This is a genomic window from Pseudomonas sp. ok272, assembly GCF_900109995.1.
Lineage (GTDB): Bacteria > Pseudomonadota > Gammaproteobacteria > Pseudomonadales > Pseudomonadaceae > Aquipseudomonas.
Map to the genome: position 1 here is coordinate 21882 of NZ_FOCB01000016.1, position 25951 is coordinate 47832.

General features: G+C 63.7%; 21 protein-coding genes. 6 read left to right on the forward strand and 15 right to left on the reverse strand.

Going from position 1 to position 25951, the window contains the following annotated elements:
* Nucleotides 1–55: 55 nt before the first annotated feature.
* Both BMW74_RS20510 and BMW74_RS20515 read right to left on the reverse strand, forming a co-directional pair.
* Nucleotides 56–1504, reverse strand: a complete 1449-nt coding sequence (locus BMW74_RS20510; protein ID WP_093425836.1) for a YfcC family protein — start codon at nt 1502–1504, stop codon at nt 56–58.
* A 272-nt stretch (nt 1505–1776) separates the two neighbouring features.
* Nucleotides 1777–2682: a LysR family transcriptional regulator gene (locus BMW74_RS20515; protein WP_093425838.1), complete on the reverse strand. Its 906-nt coding sequence runs from the start codon at nt 2680–2682 to the stop codon at nt 1777–1779.
* Nucleotides 2683–2966: 284 nt separating this feature from the next.
* Between BMW74_RS20515 and BMW74_RS20520 the strand changes: the two genes are divergently transcribed.
* On the forward strand, nt 2967–4187 hold the full coding sequence (locus BMW74_RS20520) for an OprD family porin (RefSeq protein ID WP_093425841.1): 1221 nt from the start codon (nt 2967–2969) through the stop codon (nt 4185–4187).
* Nucleotides 4188–4349: 162 nt separating this feature from the next.
* Here the strand turns inward: BMW74_RS20520 and BMW74_RS20525 are convergent, their stop codons facing one another.
* Nucleotides 4350–5789, reverse strand: coding sequence for an ArnT family glycosyltransferase (locus BMW74_RS20525; protein ID WP_093425843.1), 1440 nt, complete (start codon nt 5787–5789; stop codon nt 4350–4352).
* Between the two features lie 392 nt (nt 5790–6181).
* Between BMW74_RS20525 and kynU the strand changes: the two genes are divergently transcribed.
* The 5 genes from kynU to BMW74_RS20550 all read left to right on the forward strand — a co-directional run bounded on the left by kynU (nt 6182) and on the right by BMW74_RS20550 (nt 13352).
* Complete coding sequence (gene kynU / locus BMW74_RS20530) at nt 6182–7426, forward strand: kynureninase (RefSeq protein WP_093425845.1); 1245 nt, start codon at nt 6182–6184, stop codon at nt 7424–7426.
* A gap of 34 nt (nt 7427–7460) precedes the next feature.
* The gene (locus BMW74_RS20535; protein WP_093425847.1) at nt 7461–8876 is read left to right on the forward strand and encodes an amino acid permease; all 1416 of its coding nucleotides are present in this window, start codon (nt 7461–7463) and stop codon (nt 8874–8876) included.
* A gap of 211 nt (nt 8877–9087) precedes the next feature.
* Entirely contained in the window at nt 9088–10410 is a 1323-nt protein-coding gene (locus tag BMW74_RS20540; protein WP_093425849.1) for an OprD family porin, read from the forward strand.
* 56 nt (nt 10411–10466) lie between these two features.
* Complete coding sequence (locus tag BMW74_RS20545; protein WP_218189046.1) at nt 10467–12221, forward strand: LVIVD repeat-containing protein; 1755 nt, start codon at nt 10467–10469, stop codon at nt 12219–12221.
* Between the two features lie 102 nt (nt 12222–12323).
* Entirely contained in the window at nt 12324–13352 is a 1029-nt protein-coding gene (locus BMW74_RS20550) for a porin (protein ID WP_093425851.1), read from the forward strand.
* Nucleotides 13353–13392: 40 nt separating this feature from the next.
* On the opposite strand, the gene BMW74_RS20555 is transcribed toward BMW74_RS20550, so the two are convergent.
* From BMW74_RS20555 to BMW74_RS20610, 12 genes are all read right to left on the reverse strand, one after another.
* Nucleotides 13393–15579, reverse strand: coding sequence for a lipase family protein (locus tag BMW74_RS20555; RefSeq protein WP_093425854.1), 2187 nt, complete (start codon nt 15577–15579; stop codon nt 13393–13395).
* Nucleotides 15580–15591: 12 nt separating this feature from the next.
* Nucleotides 15592–16386: a hypothetical protein gene (locus BMW74_RS20560; RefSeq protein WP_093425856.1), complete on the reverse strand. Its 795-nt coding sequence runs from the start codon at nt 16384–16386 to the stop codon at nt 15592–15594.
* Nucleotides 16387–16397: 11 nt separating this feature from the next.
* Nucleotides 16398–17171 (reverse strand): hypothetical protein, encoded by a 774-nt coding sequence (locus BMW74_RS20565; protein ID WP_093425859.1) that lies wholly within the window; start codon nt 17169–17171, stop codon nt 16398–16400.
* A complete protein-coding gene (locus BMW74_RS20570) occupies nt 17168–18022 on the reverse strand; it encodes a DUF4123 domain-containing protein (protein ID WP_093425861.1) in 855 nt (284 codons plus the stop codon). The genes BMW74_RS20565 and BMW74_RS20570 overlap by 4 nt, the downstream gene beginning before the upstream one ends.
* Nucleotides 18019–20061, reverse strand: coding sequence for a type VI secretion system Vgr family protein (locus BMW74_RS20575; RefSeq protein ID WP_093425864.1), 2043 nt, complete (start codon nt 20059–20061; stop codon nt 18019–18021). The genes BMW74_RS20570 and BMW74_RS20575 overlap by 4 nt, the downstream gene beginning before the upstream one ends.
* 190 nt (nt 20062–20251) lie before the next feature.
* Complete coding sequence (locus BMW74_RS20580; protein WP_093425867.1) at nt 20252–21238, reverse strand: amidohydrolase family protein; 987 nt, start codon at nt 21236–21238, stop codon at nt 20252–20254.
* Nucleotides 21235–21807 carry a 3-hydroxyanthranilate 3,4-dioxygenase gene (locus tag BMW74_RS20585; protein WP_093425869.1) on the reverse strand — a complete coding sequence of 191 codons (573 nt, stop codon included), beginning with the start codon at nt 21805–21807 and terminating at the stop codon, nt 21235–21237. The genes BMW74_RS20580 and BMW74_RS20585 overlap by 4 nt, the downstream gene beginning before the upstream one ends.
* A gap of 10 nt (nt 21808–21817) precedes the next feature.
* Entirely contained in the window at nt 21818–22243 is a 426-nt protein-coding gene (locus tag BMW74_RS20590) for a RidA family protein (RefSeq protein ID WP_093425872.1), read from the reverse strand.
* The gene (locus tag BMW74_RS20595; RefSeq protein WP_093425875.1) at nt 22240–23028 is read right to left on the reverse strand and encodes a 2-keto-4-pentenoate hydratase; all 789 of its coding nucleotides are present in this window, start codon (nt 23026–23028) and stop codon (nt 22240–22242) included. Before BMW74_RS20595 ends, BMW74_RS20590 begins: the two co-directional genes overlap by 4 nt.
* Before the next feature lie 131 nt (nt 23029–23159).
* Entirely contained in the window at nt 23160–24179 is a 1020-nt protein-coding gene (gene dmpG, locus BMW74_RS20600) for a 4-hydroxy-2-oxovalerate aldolase (RefSeq protein WP_093425878.1), read from the reverse strand.
* Between the two features lie 11 nt (nt 24180–24190).
* Entirely contained in the window at nt 24191–25129 is a 939-nt protein-coding gene (locus tag BMW74_RS20605) for an acetaldehyde dehydrogenase (acetylating) (RefSeq protein WP_093425881.1), read from the reverse strand.
* Entirely contained in the window at nt 25122–25943 is an 822-nt protein-coding gene (locus tag BMW74_RS20610; protein ID WP_093425884.1) for a 2-keto-4-pentenoate hydratase, read from the reverse strand. Before BMW74_RS20610 ends, BMW74_RS20605 begins: the two co-directional genes overlap by 8 nt.
* Nucleotides 25944–25951: the final 8 nt, after the last annotated feature.

Below are 25951 nucleotides of genomic sequence, written 5' to 3' on the forward strand. Positions count from 1 at the left end.
TAAAAAACCTTGTGCAAGTCGGCGCCCATCACACGGGGCATGGGCGCCGTGGAACTCAGTAGCCGGTGGACACCGCAATCGCCAGCAAGACCATCGCCAGCACGGTGTAGATCAGAAACAGCGGCAAGATGTAGCGCGCCCATTGACCCCAGCCGACTTGCGCGGTGGCGAGCAACACCAGCAGGCCGCTGGAGGTGGGCGTGATCATGTTGGTCAAGCCGTTACCCAGCAAGAACGCATAGACCGTGGTCTGCGGGCTGACCCCGGAAAGCTGGCCGAGCGGACCGAAGATCGGCATGGTCACGGCCGCCTGCCCCGAGGTGGACGGAATCAGCACATCCAGGCCCAACTGCGAGAAGAACATGGCATAGGCCGAGACCACCGGGCCGTGATCGCTGACCACGCTGGCCAGGCCATTGACGATGGTGTCCAGCACCTGGCCGGTGCTGAGGATGATTTCCACGGCCGTGGCCAGGCCGATTAACACCCCGGCGATCAACACTTTCTTCATGCCATCGACGAACGCACTGGCGGCGACGCTGGCGCCCAGGCCGGCGATGACCGCGAAGGCGACGCTGAGCAGCAAGTAGAACGCCGACAGCTCGTGGTACTTCCAGCCGAAGCGGTTGGAGGCATACACCATGAAGCCGACGCCAAAGGCCAGCACCAGCAGGTTGAGCAAGTGACGCAGCGGCAGTGGCTTGTGTTCGAAGGTGATTTTGACGCTGGCGTCGTAGCCGTGCTTGCGGATGCTCCACAGCACAAACACGATGCCCACCGCGAGGAACAGCGCGTAGGCGGCGATGCGCATGCTCATGCCGCTGAAGATCGGCAGGCCGACCATCGGTTGCGCCACGGACAGCGCCACCGGGTTGGTGATGGACGCCAGGTAACCGATCTTCACCGAGATGCACACGATGGCCAGGCCAATCAGGTTCGACAGCCCCAGGCGGTTGGCCATGGCCACCATCAACGGCACGATCAGGATGAATTCCTTGGCCAGGCCCATGAAGGTGCTGCCGGCGGAGAACACCAGCATCAACATCGGCACCAGCACGTAGATGTTGCCGCGAGTCATGCCGAGCAAGCGTTCCAGCCCGGCGTCGATCACCCCGGCCTTGTTCAGCACGCCGAACATGCCGCCGATGAACAGCACCATGAAAATCAGCGCCGCGCGTTTTTCGATGCCCTGGGGGATGGCCATGAAACCTTCGATCAACGACACCGGGCGGGCGATCGGGTCTTTGGCGGTGCGCGGTTCGGCGTTGAACAACTGGCTCAGCGAGTGATCTTTTTCCAGCACCTGATATGAGCCCGGCACAACCAGGCCGTTGGCCCGTTGGAACTTGCCGGAGTTGACCGCATAGGTGAACGCGACGGCGAGCAACACGATGCTGAGCAGGATGATCGCCGGGTTGATCTGCTTGCGCTGGCGCTCTTGCGCCGGCTGCGCGGGTGCCGAAGTGGCTCCCGGCGGAGTGAGGGTGATCGGTGGTGGTTGCATTGAGGCGTGCCCTCGGGAAGTTATTGTTGTGGGTGTCGGCGCGTGGACGGGGCAGACACTAGGGCAAACCTTTGAGGGCGACAACGTTATGCGTGGGGCGGGTTGGGCTATGCGTTTTGTAACCAAATACCCACGTGCTGCTCAAGGGTATGAAGGACAAATGTGTAGGTGTGGTGGGGAACGTGTTGGTGTGATGGGGCGGGTGTGGCGAGCGAGCTTACTCGCGCTGGCGTGCACAGTGCTCCGGTTATCTTGGGGCCAAGCCACGGTGGCTATGACGGGGTCGTGAGCGACGCGCTCAAGCGCTGCTTGAGGTGCTCGGCAAAGGTGCCGACCATCAGCGAGCGCGGCTCGTCGCGCCGGAACGCCAGGCCAAAGGCGTAGGGCAGCGTAGGGCGGAAGGGGCGGGTGACAATCGGTAAATGGGCGAAGTGGCTGGCCAGCAGCCCGTTGACAATCGACACCCCCAGGCCTTCGGCGACAAAGGCGCACGCCGCCCCCACCGAGTGCACTTCGATGCGCACCTGTGGCGTCAGGTGGGCGGCGCGGAACACTTGGTTGAGCTCGGCGCGCAGGGCCCGCTGGCGCCCCAACAGCACCAACGGCACGTCATGCAGCAGGCGCACGTCGATTTCGGCGTGGCGGCTCAGCGGATGGTTGGCCGGCATCACGCACACGCCTTCGGTTTGCAGCACCGGCTCGATCTCGAAGTCCGGCAGCTCGGTGGGCAGGCGCACAAACCCCAGGTCGGCGGAGCGGTCCAGCACCGCCCGTTCGATCATGTCGTAGGAGCCGGTGAGCAACTCGATCACCACGTCGTCGTGATCCTTGAGGAACTCGGCGACGATCCTGGGCAGCAACTCCGAAGCCATGCTGGTGGGCACGCCGATCTTGAGCAGGCGCTTGTGTGAACGACCGATGCGCAACTCATCGGCCAGGCGCTGGATGCGCTGCATGCCATCGACCAGGCCGGCGACTTCGGCCAGCAGTTCCTCGGCTTCGGGGGTGGCCATCAGGCGGCCCTTCTTGCGCAGGAACAGGGCGAAGCCCAGGGACTCTTCCAGTTGGGTGAGCAGGCGGCTGACCGCTGATTGCGACAGGTCCATGCGCGTGGCGGCACCGATGGTCGAACCGGTGGACATGATGGCTTTGAAGGCTTCGAGTTGCTTGAGGTTCACACGACGATTCCCATGGTTTCCAGGTGCGCGACGCCCCGCCTGACGAACTTACGCATAGCCTGATGCGCTTCTCGCATAACGTTGTGGGCGTGCCGACGAGTCGTTAGTGTCCGCTCCAACGCGCCGCCGAGTCCAGCGCGGCGCCATGATCGTCACGACACGAACCCTGTGGGAGCGAGCCTGCTCGCGAATGCACCAGCCCATTAGCGTTCAACGTTGACGATCCATCACAACACCATTGCGACTGCCCATAAAATCGACAAGACGGCACTGAGGAAACAACCATGCGTGAGCTGTTCACGACAAGCGGCATCGTGTCCGCGGGCTTGCTGGCGACGGTCTCGCCAGCGCTGATGGCCCAGGGTTTCATCGAGGATTCCCACGCCAGGCTGACCCTGCGCAACTACTACTTCAATGACGACTACCGCGACGGTGGCAACGACCGCCGGGAGTGGGCCCAGGGCTTCTTGCTCAACCTGCAATCGGGCTACACCGAAGGCACCGTCGGCTTTGGCCTCGATGCGCTGGCGCTGTCCGGGCTCAAGCTCGATTCCAGCCCGGCCCATGCCGGGACCGGCCTGCTGCCGGTACACGATTACGGCCAGGCGGCCGATGAGTTCTCCAGCCTGGGCCTCACCGCCAAGATGCGCATCGGCGCCGCGCTGGTGAAGACGGGCACGTTGCTGCCGAAGATTCCGGTGCTGGTCGCCAACGACGGGCGCCTGTTGCCGCAAACCTTCCAGGGCACCCAAGTGGAGTACAGCGGCATCCGCAACCTGTACCTGCACACCGGCCACCTGGACAAGTTCAAGCAGCGCAACTCCACCGACAGCGTCGATATTTATCCCCAGGGCTACAGCGGCAAGGGCACCGACTTCGACTTCGCCGGCGCCACCTATGGCTTCACCCCCACGCTCACCGGCACCTGGTACTACGGGGAAATGCGCGAGTTCTATCGCCAGCAGTTCCTCGGGCTGGTGCACAAGCAGCCGGTGGGCAGCGGCACCTTGACCAGTGACCTGCGTTACTTCATCAGCAACGAAGCGGGCGAGGCGCGCAACGGGGCAGTGGACGCCGACATGTTCAGCGGCCTGTTCACCTATAAGCTGGGCGCGGGTGCGTTGGGCGTGGGCTACCAGAAAGTCAGCGGCTCCACCGCGCTGCCCTACACCAGCGTGTCCACCGTCTACTCCTTCTCCAACGCCGGGGTCGGCAAGTTCATCCAGGCCGGCGAGCAGACCTGGATGCTGCGCTACGACCACGACCTGGCCGTCCTGTTGCCGGGCCTGACGTTCATGACCCGCTACTACAAGGGCGAAAACGGCGAATTCAAAGGCCGCGAGACCCGCGAGTGGGAGTCCGACACCAACCTGCGCTACGTGATCCAGGACGGCGCGCTCAAGGGGGTGGGGATGGAATACCGCAAGGCGACGTACCGCTCGACCTTCGCCAGCGACCGCGACAACAACCGCCTGTACCTGACCTATGAGCTGGCGCTGTGGTGATCCCGCAGCGGCCTGATGGCGGTTGGTCAAGCGACTCTTGAGTGGGAGCGAGCCTGCTCGCGAATGGGCCCAGTCAGTCAACATTAAAGGTGACTGCCCCCTCGGCTTTCGCGAGCAGGCTCGCTCCCACAGGTCTGGTGTGCTCTCGGGCCCGAGCGTGCTTCACATCCCCACGAAATAGTACGGCTGGCGTCCCACGATCATCTGCTTGAGCACCTTCAATGGCGGTGCGGGCGGGGTGTCGCTGGCGATCAGTGCCACGTTGGCCGGTGAGGCCCCGAGGAACGCTTTCAACTCGGCCTCGGTCTCCAGGTCATTGAGCAGGCTGTGGGTGTAGAACACCGTCGCCCCGGCGGTGCGCTCGTTGGCCTGGTACAGCGCCACGTTCTGGCCGTTGGCTTGCATCGCCTGGATCTGCTCGGTCAGCGGCAGGAACGACAGCTTGCGATCCGCCATCGGTGCCGCCCATTGTGCGGCGGCCAGGTAGGCGGCGATCAGCACGCTGATGATGCCGATGGCAATGCCCCGGCGATGACGGGCGATAGTTCCCAGCAGGCCCGAGGCGTCAGTGCGCAGGCGCAAACGCTCCAGCAGCACGAAGGCGTATTCGGCGCCGATCACCGCGGCGGCCGGGGTCAGGGACATCAGGTACACCGTGCGCTTGCTGGAGGCCAGGCTCAGCATCAGGAACTGGGCCAGCAGCCAGACGGTGAAGAACAGCAGGTAGCGGTTGCTCGCCAACTGTTTACGAAAGTGCCACAGCCCCAGGTACACCAGGATGTTCCACGGCAGGAAGGCTTCCGGCAGCTTGGCCAGGTAGTAATAGAACGGCTCGTAGTGCCCGGCCTCGACGAACGAACCGTCGAAGCGCCCGAGGCTGTTGGTCAGCAGCACTTCGGCCAGGGCCTGGGAACCGCCGCGCTGATAGAGCATGAACAGCCAGATCAGCAGTGGGATCAGCCCCAGCACCGTCAACAGCCCGGGCCGCAGCCAGTCCGTCGGCTTCAGGCGTTTATCCAGCAGGCTCTCTGTGAGCAGGTAGGCGAAGATCACCACCCCCGGCATCGCCAGGCCCAGAACGCCTTTGCTCAGGGTGGCGATGGCGATCCCGGCGATAAACAGCAAGGCGTTGCCCAGCGATGATTGGCGTAGCCCCTGGAAGAACGCCAGCAGCGCCATGCTCACCCCCAGGGCCAGCAGCGCATCCTCGCCGACACTGCGCGCGTTGACCCAGTAACTGGCCATCGTCGCCAGCACGATCCCCGCCGTGAAGGCCACCTCTTTCGGCCGGCCAAAACGGCGCAGCATCGCGTACAGCAGCATCACGCTGAACAGCCCGGCAAACGCCGACGCCAGGCGCACCGCCCAGGGCGTGGCGCCAAACGCGCGGATGGCACCGGCGTCGAGCCACAGGCTCAGGGGCGGTTTCTCCAGGAACGGCGTACCGAACAGGCGCGGCGTGACCCAGTCGTTGTCCAGGTGCATTTGCATGGCAATGCCCGCGACCCGGGCTTCGGTGGAGCCCTGCAGTTGGTGGTTGCCCAGGGCAAAAAACAACAGCAGGGCGGCAAGCAGGAAGAGGAGCGGGGCAGGGCGAGTCATGTGCAGTGGGCTACCGATACCGGGAGGGAAGACCTATGGGCTGGGGAGTATAGGACGCGGTTTCTGAACGTTTAGTGAACGTGGCACACCGGGCTGAGGTTTTTTATCGTGTGGGAAGGGGCTGGCTATAACGGTCGAGAATACTTGACGCGCTCTTTTCTATTTTCGGGTAATGGCATGGGAGGGTAGCATCAGGCCACTTTGTAAGGGCTTGTGCACCAGGGAATCAGCCAGTTATTCACCTACCCCTGTGGGAGCGACCGGCTTGCCGGCGAAGAGGGCGTCTTGGCCGATAGCACGGATGGCAGATGTACCGCTTTCGCGAGCAGGCTCGCTCCCACAAGGGCGTGCGGTCCCCCATTAGAAGAAGAAAGCATTCAGAAGGAGCGTTTATGTCCATGTCCACCCCCGCCACCCGAGCGGACGTTGAGCAGCTTGACCGTCTTGATGAGCTGCGCGCATCCCGTGAACGTTTTGACTTGCCCGAGGGTGAGATCTACCTCGACGGCAACTCCCTGGGCGCGATGCCCGCGCACATCCCGGCGCGCATCGAAAAAGTCCTCAAGGAGGAATGGGCCCACGGCCTGATCCGCTCCTGGAACGATGCCGACTGGTACCCGGCGCCACAGCGCACCGGGGCCAAGATTGCCGCGTTGATCGGCGCCGAGGGCCATGAGGTGATCGTCGCCGATTCGACCTCGATCAACCTGTTCAAAGTCCTGGTGGCCGCGACCCGCCTGCGTCCTGGGCGCAACGTGATCCTGGCGGAGAAGGGCAACTTCCCCACCGACGTCTACATCGCCGATGGCGTGGCCGAGCTGACCGGTACGCAGTTGAAGTGCGTGGAGCCGGACGAGATCTACGACGCCCTGAACGAAGACGTGGCGATTGTGTCCCTGACCCACGTCAACTTCAAATCCGGCAAGCGCTACGACATGGCGCGCATCACCGAGCGGGCCCAGGCGGTTGGCGCGCTGGTGGTCTGGGACCTGTGCCACTCGGCCGGTGCCATGCCGATTGCCCTCAACGGGGTGAACGCCGACTTCGCCGTGGGCTGCGGCTACAAGTACCTCAACGGCGGCCCGGGCGCCCCGGCGTTCGTGTTCGTCGCCGAGCGCCACATCCCGCACATTCGCCAGCCGCTCACCGGCTGGCACGGGCACGCCAAGCCGTTTGATTTCGATCACCACTTCCGCCCGCACCCGACCATCGACCGCATGCTCACCGGCACTGCGCCGCAGATCGGCGTGCTGGCCCTGGAAGCCGCGCTGGAAGTGTTCGACGGCGTCGATCTGGACCTGCTGCGCGCCAAGAGCGTGGCCCTGGGCGATTTGTTCATCCGCCTGTGCGACGAGCAACTGGCGGGCCTGGGCATCGAGTTGCGTTCCCCGCGTGACGGCGAGCAGCGCGGCAGCCAGGTGTCGCTGGCCCATGAGCAGGCCTACGCGGTGATGCAGGCGCTGATCGCCCGTGGCGTCGTCGGTGACTTCCGCGCCCCGGACATCCTGCGCTTCGGCTTTGCCCCGCTGTACATCCGCTATGTGGATATCTGGGACAGCGTGGCGGCCCTGCGTGAAATCCTCGAACAAAAAGAATGGGATCGCCCCGAGTTCCTGGCGCGCAAGTCAGTGACCTGAGGCTCCCCACCCATCGCTTCGGAGTAAACGTGCAATGACAAAAACAACCAGCACCTTCGAACACCTGATAGACCGTGAAAAGGGCTTGAAGCAAAGCCTGACCAGCGGCCAGTTGTCGATGATCGCCATTGGCGGCGCCATCGGCACCGGGCTGTTCCTGGGCAGCGGTTTCGCCATCGGCTTTGCCGGCCCCAGCGTCCTGGTCAGCTACGGCATCGGCGCCCTGATTGCCCTGTTGTTGATGGGCTGCCTGGCGGAAATGACCGTGCGCCATCCGACCTCGGGCTCGTTCGGCTCGTTCGCCGAGTTCTATGTGTCGCCGTGGTTTGGTTTCGCGATTCGCTACGCCTACTGGTCGTCCATCGTGTTCGCGGTGGGCACGGAAATCACCGCCGCCGCGATGTACATGAAGTACTGGTACCCGGACGTCCCGGGCGGCTACTGGATGGTCGCGTTCTCCATGGCCCTGATCGTCGCCAACGCCTTCAGCGTCAAGGTGTTCGGTGCCATCGAGTACGTGTTCTCCCTGATCAAGCTGTGCGCCATCGTCATCTTCATCCTGCTCGGTGCCTACGTGGTCTATGGCGCGCCGGCCGACACCTCGATTGGCTTTGCCAACTACACCAACGACCGGGGCTTCTTCCCGAACGGCTGGTGGGGCACCTGGGTGGCGGTGATTGTCGCGTTCTTCAGCTACCTGAGCATCGAGATGATCGCCGTCGCTGCCGGTGAAGCCAAGGACCCGCAACGCGCCGTGACCCGCGCCTTCCGGATCACCGTGGTGCGCCTGGTGGTGTTCTACATCCTGACCATCGCGCTGGTGCTGGCGATTGTGCCTTGGGGCCAGAACACCGGCGGCCAGAGCCCGTTCGTGACCGTGATGGCGGCCACCGGCGTGCCGTATGCCGGTGCGGTATTCAATGCGGTGATCCTGATCGCGGCCCTCTCGGCGATGAACAGCCAGCTGTACATCACCACTCGCCTGATGTTCAGCCTGTCGCGCGCCGACCAGGCACCGAAGGTGTTCGGTCGCCTCAACAGCAAGGGCGTGCCGCTGCCGGCGTTGCTGCTGTCCTCGGTGGGCATTGCCCTGGCCACGCTGCTGTACCTGGCCTACCCGGAGAAAGCCTTCACCCTGATGATGTCGATTGCCATGTTCGGCGCGATGTTCACCTGGGCCGGGATCTTCCTCACCCACCTGTTCTTCCGCCGCGCCCAGGCCGGCCAGCCCCTGGCGTTCAAGCTCTGGGGCTACCCGTGGACCAGCCTGGCCGGGTTGCTGCTGATGCTGGCGGTGATGATCACCACCCTGTTCACCGAAGAGTTTGCCCCGACGCTGTACTGCGGCATTCCGTTCCTGGCGGTGATCCTGGTCATCTACTACCTGCGCTTTCGACAAAAGGCCCCCGTCCTGACGGACGCGCCCAAGCCGTTGCCACTGCAACGCTGAACCATCACCGCCTGACCAGGGACGGTTGGGCTCGTTCTACACCTGAAGCATTCACCAGGAACAAGGGCTAAGCGCATCCCTTGTGGGAGCGGGCTTGCTCGCGAAGAGGGCGTGTCAGTCGACATCCCTATCGCCTGACACAACGCTTTCGCGAGCAAGCCCGCTCCCACACCACCGCTGCGCTCCGACCCACCTTTCACTTGGGGTTGTCATGAATCACACCAGAGCCACCGTTCTGTTGTTGGCCTGCGCCTGCGCCTGCGCGTCGCCTTCGTATGCGGCGGCGTCTGCGGGCGGCTTTATCGCCGACAGCAGCGCCGAGCTTTTGCTGCGCAACTCCTATTTCAACCGCAGCAAGGAAGACGGCCGCCGCGATGCCCGCGACTGGACCCAAGGCGTGCTCGGCCAGTTCAACTCCGGGTTCACCGAAGGGACGTTTGGCCTGGGCGTGGATGCGTTCGCCTACCTGGGCCTGAAGCTCGATGCCCCGGCCGACAAATCCGGCACCGGCAACCTGCCGGTGCACGATGATGGTGAACCGGCCGACAGCTACGGCAAGGCCGGCGCGGCGCTGAAACTGCGCCTGTCCAACAGCGTGCTCAAGGTCGGTGAACAACGTCCCGAGACCCCGGTGTTCGGGGTCAGCCACTTTCGCATCGTGCCGCAGACGGCCACCGGTCTGTCGCTGGTCAGCCGTGAAGTCGACGGCCTTGAGGTCCAGGCCGGGCACTTCACCTCGGGCACCAGCCCGGTGACCACCAACGGCGATGGCGACTTGTGGGCGGTCATGGCCGGCGTCACTACGCCTGCGGCGGACTATCTGGGCGGCACCTACCAACTGACGCCGGGGGTGAGCGTCACGCTGTACGGCTCGCGCTTCGAAGACATCTGGAACCAGTACTACGCCAACCTCGACAGCCGCATCGACCTCGATGCCAACCACCAGCTCGGCCTCGGGCTGACCGCCTATCGCACCCTGGACGAAGGGCGGGCTAAGGCCGGCGACATCAACAACACCAGCCTGGGCCTGTCGACCTTCTGGCGCAGCGGCGCCCATCGCTGGCTGCTGGGCTTGCAGAAGATCGATGGCGACACCCCGTTCGATTACCTGGGGGTCGGCGACAAGGATCGCAACGGCCGCAATGGCAACGACCAGGGCGCTTCGATCCAGTTGCCCAACGCCGCGCAGTTCTCCGACTTCAACGGCCCGCAGGAACGTTCCTGGCAGGTGCGCTACGACCTGTCGCTGGCGTCGTACGGCGTGCCGGGCCTGACGTTCATGAGCCGCTATGTGCGCGGCTGGGGCATCGACGGCAGCCACATCGCCGCCACCGGCCCGTACTCGGGGCGTTATGGCGACGACGGCCAGCATCACGAAACCAACCTGGAAGTGCGCTACGTGGTCCAGGCCGGTCCGGCCAAGGGCCTGAGCGTGCGTGCACGCCAGGCCTGGCACCGGGCCAACACCGACCAGGGCTCGGGCGACCTGGATGATTTTCGCCTGATCAGCGATTACCCCATCGACCTCTTGTAAGCCTGCCAACCCTGACTGTTCAACGGCCCACTTGGGCCTAACCACTGGAGTGAATAATGAAAACAATGCACCTCTCCACATCCTCGCGCCTGCCGTTCCTCAAAGGTGCGCTGGCGACCTGCGTGATGCTCGGCCTCTGGACCACAGCCCACGCCGACAGCTCGGCGCCGGTCAACATCACCGACCCGTTCGTCAAGCAACAGGTGGCGATGTCGGTGGACAAGATCCCGCCGATGCCCGCGCCGGGCAGCTACGGCATGGACAAGGCCACGGGCAAGTTCACCCACCCGGTGGCCACGCCCTTCAGCCATGAAGGCGAACCGTTTGCCGGTGAGCTGGATTACTGGGACACCAAGAGCTACATCAAGAACATGACGGTCGAGGCCTACTACCCGATCACCGTCGAGCCGTTCCACACCTGGCAGAACATCGTCGACTTCGACGGCAAGCGCTACCTCTACCAGTACGTGCGCCGCAACCTCAAAGTGTTCGACATCACCCATCCCAAAGAAGTGAAGCTGGTCTACACCAAGGGGGCGACCTGGGGCCCCGAGGGCCCGAGCAAAGAAGAAAACCCGTACGCCGCTGACGACATGTTCGGTGCCGCCACCGTGCAGTGGAACAAGAAGCTGGGCAAGAACATCATGGTCCAGTCCTTCGAAGTGCGCCGCTTCGGTGTACTGAGCGACAAGTACCGCGAGCCGGACAAGGTCGAGGCGATCCGCAAGTCCAAGCACCTCAAGGGCTTCAAGGTCTATGAGATGAACGGCCCGCTGCCGGAGGACTGGAAACTGATCGCCACCCGCACCAGCGACATCGAACACCCGGATGCGCCGATTGGCGAGCAGCAGGGTTCCGGCGTGCGCGACATCCCGGCTTACTTCGGTGGCGACGTGATGTACGTGGCCGCTGCGCCAAGCGACAAGTACGCGCTCACCGAATACCCCAACGACCTGTACAACGCCGGCTACCAGTCCTGGGACATGTCGGACCCCAGCAACCCGAAACTGCTGCAGATGCTGACCGTCCCCGGGCAAATCGTCGGTGATCCGAAACACGAAGCGGTGTTCAAGGCCAACCCACGGGCCGGCAACCGCGCCTCGTGGATGGGCGCGCGCATGTCGTTGTTCATTCCCAAACCCGTGGAGCAGGGCGGCAAGTACGGCTACGCCGCCATGGGCGGGATGGGCCTGTACATCGTCGACATCACCGACGGCGCCAACATGAAAGTGGTCGGCCACCTGGAGTTCCCGGTCAGCGTGGCGGGCACCGAAGGCGACAACATCGACGTCTCGCAAGTGGAGAAGACCGGGATCATCTACTTCAGCGGCTACCCGCTGTCGGAAGACTGCTTCGAGGCCAAGAAAGACATCTTCGCGGTCAACGTCAGCAACCCGCGGAAGCCCGCCATCGAGTACGTGTTGCCACGTCCGACGCCACCGGCCGACGCCGCGTTCACCGACTACTGCCAGCGCAAGGGCAGCTTCGGGCCCAAGCGTTCGGGCTACTACACCCAACCGGGCGTCGCCCGCGAAGGCATTCTGCCGTACGCGTTCTACAACGCCGGGGTCCAGGTGTTCGATGTGCGTACACCGGGCAAGCCGACCATTGGGGCCTACTTCGTGCCGCCGTTCGACACTAAGAACGTGGTCAGCTACGCGATGGGCAACCTGACCCACGGCACCTATACCGAGTACGACCGCAACCTGATCTGGGTCTTCACCAACCACGGCTTCTACGCGCTGTCGACGCCGCTGTTGGGCAAGCCGAGCTTCGATGCCCCGACCCAGCAGTGGCCGGCCCGAAACTGAGCACGTACTCGCTGACCCTTAACAATAAAAATAAATAAGAAACGTCTGGCGGCGGCTCGATCACGGGCCGCCCCTGCACGTTCGCTGTGGCCGGAGCTTTACATGCGCAAATTATTGTTCGCCCTCCCGTTGATGATGAGTAGTGTTTGCTACGCCGAGTTCAAGGTGTCCGGGGTGGTCGACCTGACGTACGAAGTGGCGCGCTCGGGCGGCGACACCGTGGACCGCTGGACAGGCGCAGGCCTGTCGGCCAACCGCATCCAGTTCAAGTGGACCGAAAACGTGACCGAGGACATCAAGCTCAACGGTGTCTACGAGGCCATGTACAACCCCCATTCCAACGACGCGTGGGGCAAGCGCGAAGCCTACTTCCAGATCATTTCCGAGCGTTGGGGCACCTTGAGCGGTGGACGCCAGGACACGCCGTCGGCCAACAGCTACGGCTACGCCGACCCGCTGTACGGCAACGACTACAGCCTGGTCAACAACCTCCAGGTGTTCTACGCGCCGTGGCGTGAAGACGATTCGATGATGTACATCAGCCCGCGCTACGAGGGCTTCCAGTTCCGTGGCATGACCACCCTGGGCAAGCACGACGGTAGCCGCGATGGCGTGGTCTACAGCACCAGCATCGACTACTGGGCCGACAGCCCGTGGTACTTCGCCGCCGCCGTGGACCGCAAGTACCAGCGCAACCTGTGGGACAACCACACCATGGAGCAGGCGACCGACGCCTACTTCACCGTGGTCTACAGCATGGGCACCACCGACCTGACGGCGGTCTACCACCGCTATGTCGGCTACTACGCCTACGCGCCATGGGTCGACTTCTCCTCCAACGGCAACGACCTGCAACTGGGCATCCGCCACAACTTCTGGGACAACCAGAACATCGCCGCCAGCGTGGTGTTCAAGGACGACCGCAAGGAACAAGCGCTGAGCGACGCCACCGGGATCAACCTGGCGTACATCTACAACTACGACAAAAAGACCGACCTCTACGCCGTGTACGGCTACGTCCACCACAATCGCGACTCGGACGTGCGCTACCCGGTGAGCTGGAACCTGGAAAGCCCGCTGCAGAACGAAAACCCCGAAGGCTTGCAGATGGGGGTGCGCTATAAGTTCTGAGGCGGGCGCAGCACCGGGCGCCAGCCGGCGCCGGGTTCCGTCAGGTGAGCGAATCGATGTCGAAGATGTAGGGTTCTCTGGGGTCGGTGCCGTAGAGCGACGCCATCAGGGCGTCGTCCGCGTCGAGCGCGGGTGCCATGGCCAGTTGTTCTTTGGCCTGATTGCGCGGATGCGCCTGCCAGCGCGCCAGGCTCTCGGCCAGGCGCTCGGGTTGTACGGACAGCGAGCCGTAGAGGTCATGCCGATAGATGCTGGCGAACCGCAGGGTCTCCAGGCGCGCGTGGGTGGTGCGGATGTTGTCCAGCTCGCGGCGGATCGCGGCGTAGTCCTTTTCGAAGGCGCGCACGTAGGGTTCTGGCCGATTGTCCAGGTTGCGTTCTGCGGCCTTGAGCTGGGCAGTGATCTTCACCAGGGCGTTATCGACCCATTGGAACTCGCGCTTGGTCAGCACTGAGTTACGGTGCTGCTCGGCTTGTTGCCAGCGGCGCAAGGTGGCCCAGCTCGCGGGCATGTACGAACTGCTCATGGAGTGATCGCCGCCGCTGAAGACTTGCTTGAGCAGCGAGGGGCGCTGCGGCAGGCCTTTGTGCTGTTTCAGGGCGATGCTGCACGCGGCGTGTTGGTCGATGGTGGTGCAGCCCGGTTCCCAGAGGATGGCCGAGTGTTCCCGGGCGTCGAACTCCACCGTCATGAAGTGCCGCAAGGTGCCGTGGTGGGTGTAGGGTTCGCCGGTCACATTGCTCAGCCCGGCGACAAACACCGAGACGCCGAGCGGGACATTGGTGAACGTCAGGGCCAACCCCGTGCCCATCACTTCGTTCTTGGTGTTCATCCAACTGCCGGGCAGGCTCGGCACCGGGTCGTTGTGGTTGACCATGCGATAGTGCACCAGCGCGGCGGCACCCTTGACGAATTCGGCATCACCGGCCCGGGGCGAACCGTAGGTGTAGAGGACGATGTCGTAGTTGAATCCTGCTCTTCGACGCAGCATTTCCGAGAGCAGCAGGGCCACGGCACCGCCGAGGCTGTGGCCGCAGATGAGCAGCTTCTGGCCGGTGTGGAATTTTTCGAGGTACTTGACGACGAAGCCATAGGCGCTCTGTGCCGCCCCATAAAAGCCTTGGTGTACGTGGCCCACGCCTTCCTCGAACGGCACTTGCAGGGCATCGGCATCGCGAAAGATGTCGGCGGGCAACTCCCAGGTGCCCCGTATGGAGACCAGGATCAGTTCATCGTTGTGGGTGATGAAGGCCTGGGTATCGGTGTCCACGTCCTGGCCCCGGTCATCAAGGAAATGAATCCCCTCTGGGTTCTCCTGGTCCTGCCCCAGCTTGGGGTCATTGACGGCATACAGCGCCGGATCGAACGGCACGATTTCCAGGCGCTTTGAATACGGCACGTCTTCGTACAGCGGGTAGTAATCGTTTGGTTGCCCTGCATCGACCTGCCAGATCTCATCGGCCTTGGCCAGCGCATCACCGAACCAGTTGCCGACGCTCGGTTGCCCCGGAAAGTTCACCCGCGGTTGCTTGATGGGCCGTTCATTGGGTTGTTGGCCAAAGGGGCAGTAAACCAAGCAGGCCATCAGTGCGAGTTGGTAGAGGTTGAGCGCGCAGAACTCAGGTCCCGTGGACAGCAACGGGCGCAAGGCCCTGAGCGGGCGCACTTCCAGCACGGTGTGCTGTTGCGGGATCAGGGGCACGCCGCACCGGCCGTGCTCGCCCATGAGCCGGGCCGCCCCCATGGAGTGGGGGAAATGGCGATAGACCTCGGGGGGTAAATGGGACACGTGCTCGACCAGGTGACGCACTTCCACCTGGTAGTGCGTGTCGGCGCAGGCGAATGCCGGGTTGTCCACGGGGCGCGTGGCGTTTTTGTTGCGATAGCGGGTTTGTTCGGCGCGGACTTGGAGTTCGGTGATCTTGAGTGGGTAGCTGTCCCGGAGTTGAAGCTTGGTGTACGCCTTGTCTTGTCCTTGGTACTTCTGATCAACGGTGAGTACAACCGGCCCGGCAAAGTGGTTTTCAACCTTGCCAGAGCCTGTTGCATCCAGTCGACCCCGGTACTTCTGCCCTTCTGCGTCTATTGCTTCATAAACCAGTCCTTCAAAGGGCTCACCCGATCCGAACTCGTCCACCAACTGAAAGCGGGTCCATTTGCCCTGCGCGGGACAAGCCAATGTTCGGTTGCTCAATTGTGAGTTCAGTTTTTCGTCGGTTACTGCCATATCGTTATCTCCTTACTCGGTGCAGCCGGGATAGATGGTGCATTTGGTGCCGTCGGGCATTTGAAAACTGCTGAAGTCCTTGTAGTTGCCGTAGCAAAAGGCGTGTTGGTCCTCAAAGTTTTCACCCATGCACCGTTTCCAGCCATTGGGGAACTTGACCCAGGTGTCACCCATGTAAGGCCGTTCTTCTCTCGTTAGCCTGATCACCATCTTCACGGTCTTGCCCGGCAGTTGATCCAGGGTATAAGCCGAGAACGGATGCCCTTTTATAAGTTCGCCCTGTGCATTGGTTTCTTTGCAGTCGAGGATTTTTACAATGCGCCTTTTTTTTCCAGCCGTGCGGAACAACCATTGGCATTGTCCATAGAAGTGATTGGTTCCAACTTCGTTGAACGTGCCCTTGTATTGTTCTTCCAGTTCATGACGGATGACGACGCTGGCCCAGTCTCCACCAAAGTCTCGTCGAGTATTTCCATAGGTTGCGTTGATCTCCAGTTCGATCTTTTGGATCACTAACGGACACCCATTGCGGGTGCGGCGAATGGTTATCTCCGAGTTGGGTTTGTAGTCGGTTCGCCATTGATGGTTAAACACCGGCGCCTTGTTGTCTTTGGTTGCTACGGTGCAGGTCTCGCCCTCGGCAGGTCCGTAGTACGCGGCGGCCACATACGCAAAGTTCGGCGGCAAGTCGGCGGTAAAGGTGAAGGTGTTCGGCGGCTTGGCGGTGCAGCCCAGGGTCAGAGCGAAACAACAGGCCAGGGCGCTAAGTTTTATCGGTGACTTAAATAAGGTGTGGGTAGTGGTCATGTTGGTCGCCCTTATTCCGTGCAGCCGGGATAGATGGTGCATTTCGTTCCGTCGGGCATTTGAAAATCACTGAAGTCCTTGTAGTTGCCGTAGCAAAAGGCGTGTTGGTCCTCAAAGTTTTCACCCAGGCAACGTTTCCAACCATTGGGGAACTTGACCCAGGTATCACCCATGTAAGGCCGTTCTTCTTTTGCTAGCCTGATCACCATCTTCACGGTCTTGCCCGGCAGTTGGTCCAAGGTGTAAGCCGAGAACGGACGCCCTTTTACAAGTTCGCCCTGTGCATTGGTCTCTTTGCAGTCGAGGATCTTTACAATTCGCCTGTTCTTCCCTGCTGTGCGAAATAACCACTGACATTGTCCATAGAAGTTGCTGGTTCCAACTTCGTTGAACGTGCCCTTGTATTGTTCTTCCAATTCATGACGGATGACGACGTTGGCCCAGTCTCCGCCAAAGTCACCTCGATCAGCGCCATAGGTCGCGTTGATCTCCAACTTGATCTTTTGGATCACTAACGGACAACCCTTGCGGGTGCGGCGAATGGTTATCTCCGAGTTGGGTTTGTACTCGGTTCGCCATTGATGGTTAAACACCGGCGCCCGGTTGTCTTTGGTTGCTACGGTGCAGGTCTCGCCCTCGGCAGGTCCGTAGTACGCGGCGGCCACATACGCAAAGTTCGGCGGCAAGTCGGCGGTGAAGGTGAAGGTGTTCGGCGGCTTGGCGGTGCAACCCTGGGTCAGTGCGATGCCGCAGGCCAGGGCCAGGGTGCGCCCGAGGCGATTCATAGCGGGCCCTCTTGTTGCCAGAAGGCCGTGGTCGTCACCACCCGTTCGAAGTGAACGCTGGGGCTTTCGTTGGGGCGGGCTTGCCAGTACGTCGGCAGTCCTGCGGCGGGTGTCTTGAGGGCGTGGGTCAGCAGCAGCGCCAGTGCCTCCGGTGTCGTCCAGCCCCAGGCGTCGGCCTGGGCCAACCACTGGTCCAGCCAGGCTTCATGGGAATGCTTATCGGCGAGGCGGGTGTAGGCCTCCAGGTGCTCGGCCAGCAAATAGCGCCGCACATTGACCCGCAGGATGGCGGCGGCCTCCTGCTTGGGTTGGGTGGTGTGTAACCAGGGCGGATCGTTCGGCAGCAGGTAGCGACCGGGGGCCGGGTTGTCCGCGCTGGCCCAGTGCTCGCCTTGCCAGTAGCACACGCTGATCGCCGGGCCGAGGTAGGTCGGGCGGGCGTCGTTGGCGAGCTGCTCGAGGGCGCGGCTCAAGACGCGGTTGTCGTGAAAGCGGTACAGCGCTTGTTGCGGGCGGGCACCGACCAGCGCCCGCGCGCGCCAATGCTCGGCCAGGGTGGCGAGGCCGCCGGGTGGCAGGCTGGCGAGCCAACCCCAGTTGCGTTGCGGTGCCTTGAACAGTTTGAGCAGGTGCCGGTCGTCAGGGTTGTCGAGCATGAAAAGGAACGGCCCGACGTCGGCCAGCTCCGCCACGGAGGTTTGGTTGTACAGGCTCTGGTACTGGTCCGGCGGCGTGCTTCTCAACAACGCCTGGCGCGTGCTGCGCTCGTCCGCCGAGTCGAGGATCAGGCAGACGCCGTAGCCTTGGCTGCGTTGTTTGCTCATCCAGGTGTGGGGCAACAAGGGCTTCATACGGTGGCTCCTGGGGTTGGACAAACGCCTTCGAGGCAGGCCTCGCAGACGGGACACAGGTCCGCCGCCAGGGCTTTGCTGGCGGTCATGAGTCGCCGCTGTGACGGGGCGATGGCGGGGGTCTCGGGGATCAGTGAGGCGGCGACCATTGCCGAGACCGGGATGCCGCCCAGTTCAATGGCGCTGCTGCTGAAGATCCCGCCGGGGCCGATCACGATGTGCTGGCCACCCGCGAGCAGGGTCAGGCTGGCGCCGGCATCGAGCGTCAGGTGCGCGCCGGCCTTGATGTGCACGTGTTGGCCGGCGTCGATGACCAGCGATTGTTCGACGCGGGTGTGGCTGTTGGCATCGACCTGCAGGTGATCGTCGGCCTTGAGCCGGGTCATGCGGTTGCCAGTGACGGTGCGGTGGTCCTCGGCGCGGAGCTGGGCGACGCTGTTGCCGCTGATGATTTCGTGCCGCTCGTTGCCCACTTCCAGGCGGCTGTCGTTGCCGATTTTCTGCTCCATGTCGCGCTGGGCGCGCAGGTAGATCAGTTCCAGGCCGGCGCGGTCTTCGAGGTGCAGTTCGTTGGCGCCGTCGCCGTTGGGCGAGGTCCGCGAGCGGAACACGCTGCGGGTCTTGTTGGCGGGCAGCGGGTAGGGCGGCGGGTTGGCGCTGTTGCTCAGGCAGCCAGTGACGACGGGCTGGTCGGGGTCGCCCTCCAGGAAGCTGACCCGCACCTCCATGCCGATGCGCGGCAGCAGCATGCTGCCGTAGGCGTTGCCCGCCCAACCGGACGCCACGCGTAGCCAGCAACTGCTGTGCTCGTCGAGCTGACCTTCGCGGTCCCAGTGGAACAACACCTTGACCCGGCCGTGTGGGTCGCAGTGGATGTCGTCGCCTTCCGGGCCGGTGACCCGCGCGGTCTGGCTGCTGAGCACGGGTTTTTCGTAGACCTTGGGCGAGCGGTAGAACGCGTCCCAGGGAGTGGCGACAAAGCGGTTGCGATAGCCCTGGGAGAAACCGTCGGTGGGCTGGAAGGTGTCGCTCTGGCCCTCTTCGAGGACTTGCGGTTGGCGGCCTTGATGCTGCACCGAGGTCACCAGCCAGCGGTCATTCCACTCGGCACGCGGGTGTTCGACCAGTTGCAGGTAGTGCCCGCTGATCAGGTTCGGCTGGTCGCTCTGGCCTTCGACCTCGCAGTAGCGGATGCGGTGCCGTTCCAGGGCGCGGCGGGTCAAGCGCTTGCCGTGCTCACCGTCCTGGAAACCGCCGGGGTAGCGGTAGTCCTCCAGGTCGGGATGGACGTTGTCGATGTCGGGCCGGTGCTTGGTCTCCAGGGTGTAGCGCGCGTTTCTGAAGTTGTAGTCGCGGCGCGTGGTGCGGCTGGCCTGGGTCGCCAGGCTCAGGGCAAAGCGTTGGACCATCGGGTCGTCGGCAACCAGGCCTGAGTCATGTCGGTAGGGCGTCGGCGGTTCGAGGCTGAGAAAGTGGCTCTGGTCGTCACTGAACACCAGCAGGTGTTCGGTGCGGCTGTGGCGGAAGTGGTAGTGCAGGCCTTCCTCGTGGCACAGGCGCTGGATGAAATCCAGGTCGGATTCCTGGTACTGCACGCAGTACTCGCGCGGCGGGTAGACGTTGCTCAACTCAAACAAGCCCTGGTCGCTGAGAATCCCGTGTTCCTTGAGGAGATTGGCGATGATCTGCGGCACGCTCAGGTGCTGGAAAATGCGTTGGTTGATGCGGTGCTGCAGGTAGGCCAGGCGTGGCACCAGCGTGAGGTGGTAATGGGTCTGGCGCCGGTTGGTGTCGCCCTGGGTAATGCGGTGGATCCGCCCGTGGATGCCTTGCCCGGTTTCATTGAAGGCCAGGAACGCGGGTTGGTGCAGCAGGTGCTCCAGGTCCAGGTCGCTGCGGTACCAGACCAGTTCGACTTCAACGGCGTAAGGTTGGCTGATGGCTTCATGGCCGATAAACGACAGCACCTGGAGGTCATGCTTGGCGTCGAGGATGGTCAGGCTGAAGCGGGCGTGGGGCTGGGCGTGAGGCGTGATCATCCGATGTTCCTTGTTAGCCGTCGAAATGAGGCGAACGCTAACAAGAAGCTGGAGCTGAATAAGTAGGATGATTCTTTAGAGTTGGAGGGAAAGGGCTAAAAAATCTGTAGGTGATTGATGCCCTGTGCTGGGCATCCCGACACTCCCCGCTGCAGCGCTGGGCAACGGGGAGACGGCAGCGCCCGGTCAATCAGAGGGCGAAGAATGCCTGGGCATTGCCCCCCAGGATCTGCGCCTTGCTGGCCGGGTCCAGCGCCGGATGTTCGATCACGCCGGCGCCAATGCGCTGCTCGCCCAGCGGGAACGGCGCGTCGGAACCGAGCATCACCCGCTCGCTGCCCATCACCTCCACCAGCAACTTCAACGCGCCCGGATCGAACACCGCCGAGTCGACGAAGAAGCGCTTGACGTAGCTCGACGGCACGTTCGGGCAGTCTTCGCGCACGATGTCGCGGTGTTGCCAGGCGTTGTCGACGCGCCCCAGCAGGAAGGCGAATCCGCCGCCGCCATGGGCGAAGCACAGGCGCAGTGACGCCGGGATGCGTTCGAAGGCGCCGGAGAGGATCAGCGACAGGATGCCCAACTGGGTCTCGGCCGGCATCGCCACCAGCCACGGCAGCATCCACTTGCGCATGCGCTCGCCGCCCATCATGTCCCAGGGGTGGACCAGCACCGGGATGTCGTCTTCGGCGCAGTGGGTGAGGAAGGTCACCAGGCCTTCGTGGTCCAGGTCGAGGTTGCCGACGTGGTTGCCGATCTGCACGCCGACGTGGCCGGCGGCCTTGGCCCGGCTGGCCTCCGCGCAGGCGGCGTCGATGTCTTGCAGCGGCACCTGGGCCAGGACCTTGAGCCGGTCGGGGGCCACGGCGGTCATGTCCAGGGCACGGTCGTTCATCAGTTGGGCCCAGGGCAGGGCACGTTCAATCGGCGCGTCGTAGCCGAACATCACCGGCGTGGCGCACATGATCTGCACGTCCAGGCCTTGCTCGTCGAGGTGCTCGATGCGCCGGTGCATGTCCCACAGCACGTCATGCACCGGACGGAACGCGTTGTCGCCGACCATGATCTGCCCGGTGCGGCCGCTGGTCTGCAACCAGGGCCCGCGCTCGGGGCTCAGGCGCGCGGCCTCGGCCTGGCTGATGGTGGGGAAGAAGTGCGAGTGCATGTCGATTTTCATGGGCGTTTGACTGCCTCCAGGGTGCGGTGCCAGGTCTGCCAGTCGCGACCGGGATGGATTTCGCCGCAGCCGGTGCAGCGCCGTTCGGCGTCGCTGGTGGCGTAGAACTGTTCGTACACCGGCGGCAGGTCGGTGACGATGCTTTGCAGTTGCAACTCGTAGCGCTTGACCACGGTGCCGCAGTGGGCGCAGGACCATTGCAGTGCATCGAACTGGCCTTCGGGCCGGGCCTTCTCGATCACCAGGCACAGGCTGCCGGGCTCGGGGCGCTGCGGTGAATGGATCACGTGGGGCGCCATCAGGTACATGTCGCCCTCGCGCAAATCGATGCGCTCGTATTGGCCACGGTCCCAGATGTTCAGGTAGGCGTTGCCCTTGAACTGATAGAAGAACTCTTCCACCGGATCGTCGTGGAAGTCGGTGCGCTGGTTCGGGCCGCCGACCACGGTGACCATGGTGTCGGCGTCTTTCCACAACTGGCGATTGCCCACCGGCGGCTTGAGCAGGTGCGCGTACTCTTCGATCCAGCGATTGAAGTTCAGGGGTGGACTGAAGTGATGCTTGTCCATCTTGTTGTCCTTAGCGAGTGAGAGGGGCGTAGGCCACGGCCTTGATTTCGATACGCAAGTGCGGGTGCGGCAACTGGTGCACGGCCACGGTGGTGCGGGTGGGTCCGGTTTCGTCGAAGTATTCGGCGTAAACCTGGTTGTAGCCAGCAAAGTCATTCATGTCGACGAGGTAACTGCACACCTCCACCAGGTCGCCCAGGCAGGCGCCTTCGCTGGCGAGGATGTCGCGGATGTTCTCGATCACCGCCCGGGTCTGGGCGCGGATGTCCAGGTCGGTGGTGCCCATGGCGTCCACCTCGACACCGGCAAAACTGTTGTCGGGACGCCGCGAACTGGTGCCCGAGACGTAGAGGAAATCCCCGGCCCGCTTGATGTGCGGGAAGCGCCCGCGCGGGGTGGCCTTGCCGGCGACGACGGTGGATCGATTGAGGTTCATACGTGTGCTCCCTGGCGTGCCGCGACGCTGAAGCCGCACTCGCCGTAGCCGGCAATCTCGACACTGACGTCGTCGCCAGGGGTCAAGGCTTCGGCGGCGGTGGCGGCGCCGGCCATGATCAGGCTGCCGGCGGGCAGGGCGATCTCGGCCTTGGCCAGCAACTGCGAGGCTTGCACCAGGCTGCGCAACGGATGGCCGAGAATCGCTGCCGTGGAACCGGCTTGCACGACCCGGCCGTTGATACGCATCAGCACCCCGGCGTTGGCCAGGTTGGCGAAGTCCCGGGACCAGGCGCCGACCACCAGGCCGGAGGATGAGCAGTTATCGGCGACCACGTCTTCCAGGCTGAACGTGAACGCCTGGTAGCGTGAGTCGATGATCTCGATGGCCGGGGCCACGGCTTCCAGGTAGTCCACCGCTTCGAGCGCCGTCAGCGGACGGTCGATGGTGCGCCGGGTGATGAAGCACACCTCGGGTTCGGCCCGTGGGTGGATGAAGCGTTGCGGGTCGACCACACCGCCATCTTCTTCAAGCATGGCGTCGGTGAGCCAGCCCCAGATCAGGCTGTCGACGCCCATCTGGATCATCTTGGCGCGGCTGGTGAAACCCAGCTTCAGGCCGATCATGCGCTCGCCGGCGTCGTAGCGATGCTGCATCGAGGCGCGCTGGATCTGGTAGGCCTCGTCGAGGCTGAACGGTGCCTGGGTACTGAACTGGGCCAGGGCTTCGGCCTTTTGCGCGGCCTGGTCCAGGGCCCTGGCGATGTAGGCGATGTCGGTGGTCATGGGTGGTGCTCCGCTTCTCCTGTGGGAGCGAGCCTGCTCGCGAAAGGGTGGGTCAGCCAACAGTGATGTTGATTGGACTACCGCGTTCGCGAGCAGGCTCGCTCCCACAGGGGGGGTTATGGGGGGTTGGGTTAGCGCTTGAGCAGGTCCAGGGCGACGTCGACGATCATGTCTTCCTGGCCTCCGACCATCCTGCGCTTGCCCAGCTCTACCAGGATGTCGAGGGTCTTGAGGCCGTACTTGGCGGCGGCGATTTCGGCGTGGCGCAGGAAGCTGGAGTAGACCCCGGCATAGCCCAGCGCCAACGTCTCGCGGTCGACCCGCACGGGGCGATCCTGCAGCGGGCGCACGATGTCATCGGCCGCGTCCATCAAGGTGTAGAGGTCGGTGCCGTGGTTCCAGCCCAGGCGTTCGGCGGCGGCGATGAACACTTCCAGCGGCGCGTTGCCGGCGCCGGCGCCCATCCCGGCCAGGCTCGCATCGATGCGGTCACAGCCTTCTTCGACGGCAGTGATCGAGTTGGCCACCCCCAGCGACAGGTTGTGGTGCGCGTGCATGCCGGTCTCGGTCTCGGGCTTGAGCACCGCCTTGAACGCGCGGAACCGATCACGCACGTCCTGCATGCTCATCGCGCCACCGGAGTCGGCCATGTACACGCACGTCGCGCCGTAGCTCTCCATCAGTTTGGCTTGGGCGGCGAGCTGCTCGGCGGGGATCATGTGGCTCATCATCAAGAAGCCCACGGTGTCCATGCCCAGCGCGCGGGCGTACTCGATGTGCTGGCGGGACACGTCCGCCTCGGTGCAATGGGTGGCGATGCGCACCACCCGTGCCCCGGCGTTGTAGGCCGCCTTCAAATCGTGGACCGTGCCGATCCCGGGCAACAGCAGGGTGGTGATCTTGGCGTGGCTGAGCACATCCGCCGCCGCTTCGATCCACTCAAGGTCGGTGTGGGACGCGAAGCCGTAGTTGAAGCTCGACCCTTGCAGGCCGTCGCCGTGGGCCACTTCGATGGCATCGACGCGGGCCTTGTCCAGGGCACGGGCGATGTCCTGCACGTTCTGGATCGAATACTGGTGACGAATCGCATGGCTGCCATCGCGCAGGGTCACGTCGCAGATGTAGAGCTTTTTGCCGGGGTTGAAGGTCATCGTAAGGCTCCTCAGGCATTAAGCATCGACTGCGCCATGCGCTCGGCGGTGGCCAAGGCAGCGGAGGTCATGATGTCGAGATTGCCAGCGTAGGCCGGCAAGTAATGGGCGGCGCCTTCGACCTCAAGGAAGATCGACGTCTTGAGCCCCGAGAAGGTGCCCAGGCCCGGGATGTGCAGCGGTGCGTCCTCGGAGATCACGTCGAACTGCACGTTTTGCTTGAGGCGATAGCCCGGCACATAGGCCTGCACCGCAGCGGCCATCGCAATGATCGAGGCCTCGACCTCGGCGGGGTTCGCCGCTGCCGACAGCACGAACACCGTGTCGCGCATCATCAACGGCGGCTCGGCCGGGTTCATCACGATGATCGCCTTGCCCTTGCCGGCGCCGCCGATGACTTCGATGGCCTTGGACGTGGTCTCGGTGAACTCGTCGATGTTGGCCCGGGTGCCGGGGCCGGCGGACTTGCTGGCAATGGAGGCCACGATCTCGGCGTAATGCACGCGGGCGATGCGCGACACGGCGGCCACCATCGGGATCGTCGCCTGGCCGCCGCAGGTGACCATGTTGACGTTGAGCTGGTCCAGGTTCTGTTCCAGGTTGACCACCGGCACGCAGTACGGGCCGATGGCGGCGGGGGTCAGGTCGATCAGGCGGATACCGGGCTTGATAGCTCGCAGGTACGCGTCGTTCGCCACGTGGGCGCCGGCCGAGGTGGCATCGAACACGAAGTCGATGTCCTTGAACACGTCCATCCGCGCCAGGCCTTCAACCCCTTCGTGGGTGATCGCCACGCCCATGCGGGCGGCGCGGGCCAGGCCGTCGGAGGCCGGGTCGATGCCGACCATCACTGCCATCTCCAGGTGCCTGGCGTTGCGCAGGACCTTGATCATCAGGTCGGTGCCGATGTTGCCGGAGCCGATGATCGCGACCTTGAGTTTGTCAGTCATGTTCAGCGCTCCGCTCGAAGGCAGCGGTGACGCTGCCCAGGCCCTGGATGTGGGCAGTAAACACCTGGCCCGGTCGTGCCGCGACCATCGGCCCCAGCGCCCCGGTCAGCAGGATGTCGCCGGCGCGCAACGGCGTGCCGAAACGCACCAGCGTGTCGGCCAGCCACAGGGCGGCGTTCAACGGGTTGCCCAGGCACGCGGCCCCGGCGCCGACCGATACCGGCTCGCCGCCCAGGGTCATGCTCATGCCGCAGCGTACCAGGTCCAGTTGCGCCAGTTGCACCGGGCGGCTGCCCAGCACGAACAGGCCCGACGAGGCGTTGTCGGCGATGGTGTCGACCAGGCGGATGTCCCAGTTGGCGACGCGGCTGCCGACAATCTCGATGGCCGGCAGGGCAAAGGCCGTGGCGCGGATCAGGTCGGCGACGGTGTGCCGTTCGTGGCACAGGTCGTGTTCCAGGACCAGGGCGATTTCGGCCTCGACCTTGGGTTGATGGGTGTCGACCCAGGCAATCGGTTGATCGTCACCACGGGCCATGCTGGCGAACAGTTGGCCGAAGTCCGGCTGATTGACCCCCAGCTGTTGCTGCACGGCGCGTGAGGTCAGGCCGATCTTGTGCCCGACCGGGCGCTGGCCGGCCTCGATGGCCGCTTGGTTGTTGTACTGCTGCACGGCGTAGGCCAAGGCCACCGGGTCGGCCGAAGGGTCGGCGGCCAGCGCCGTGGCGATCAGCTCGCGCACGGGCGCGCAGGGCTGGCCGTCGCGTTCGGCCTGGCGCAGCCGAACGGCTGCTTCGATGAGAGCTGCATGCATGAGTGAGG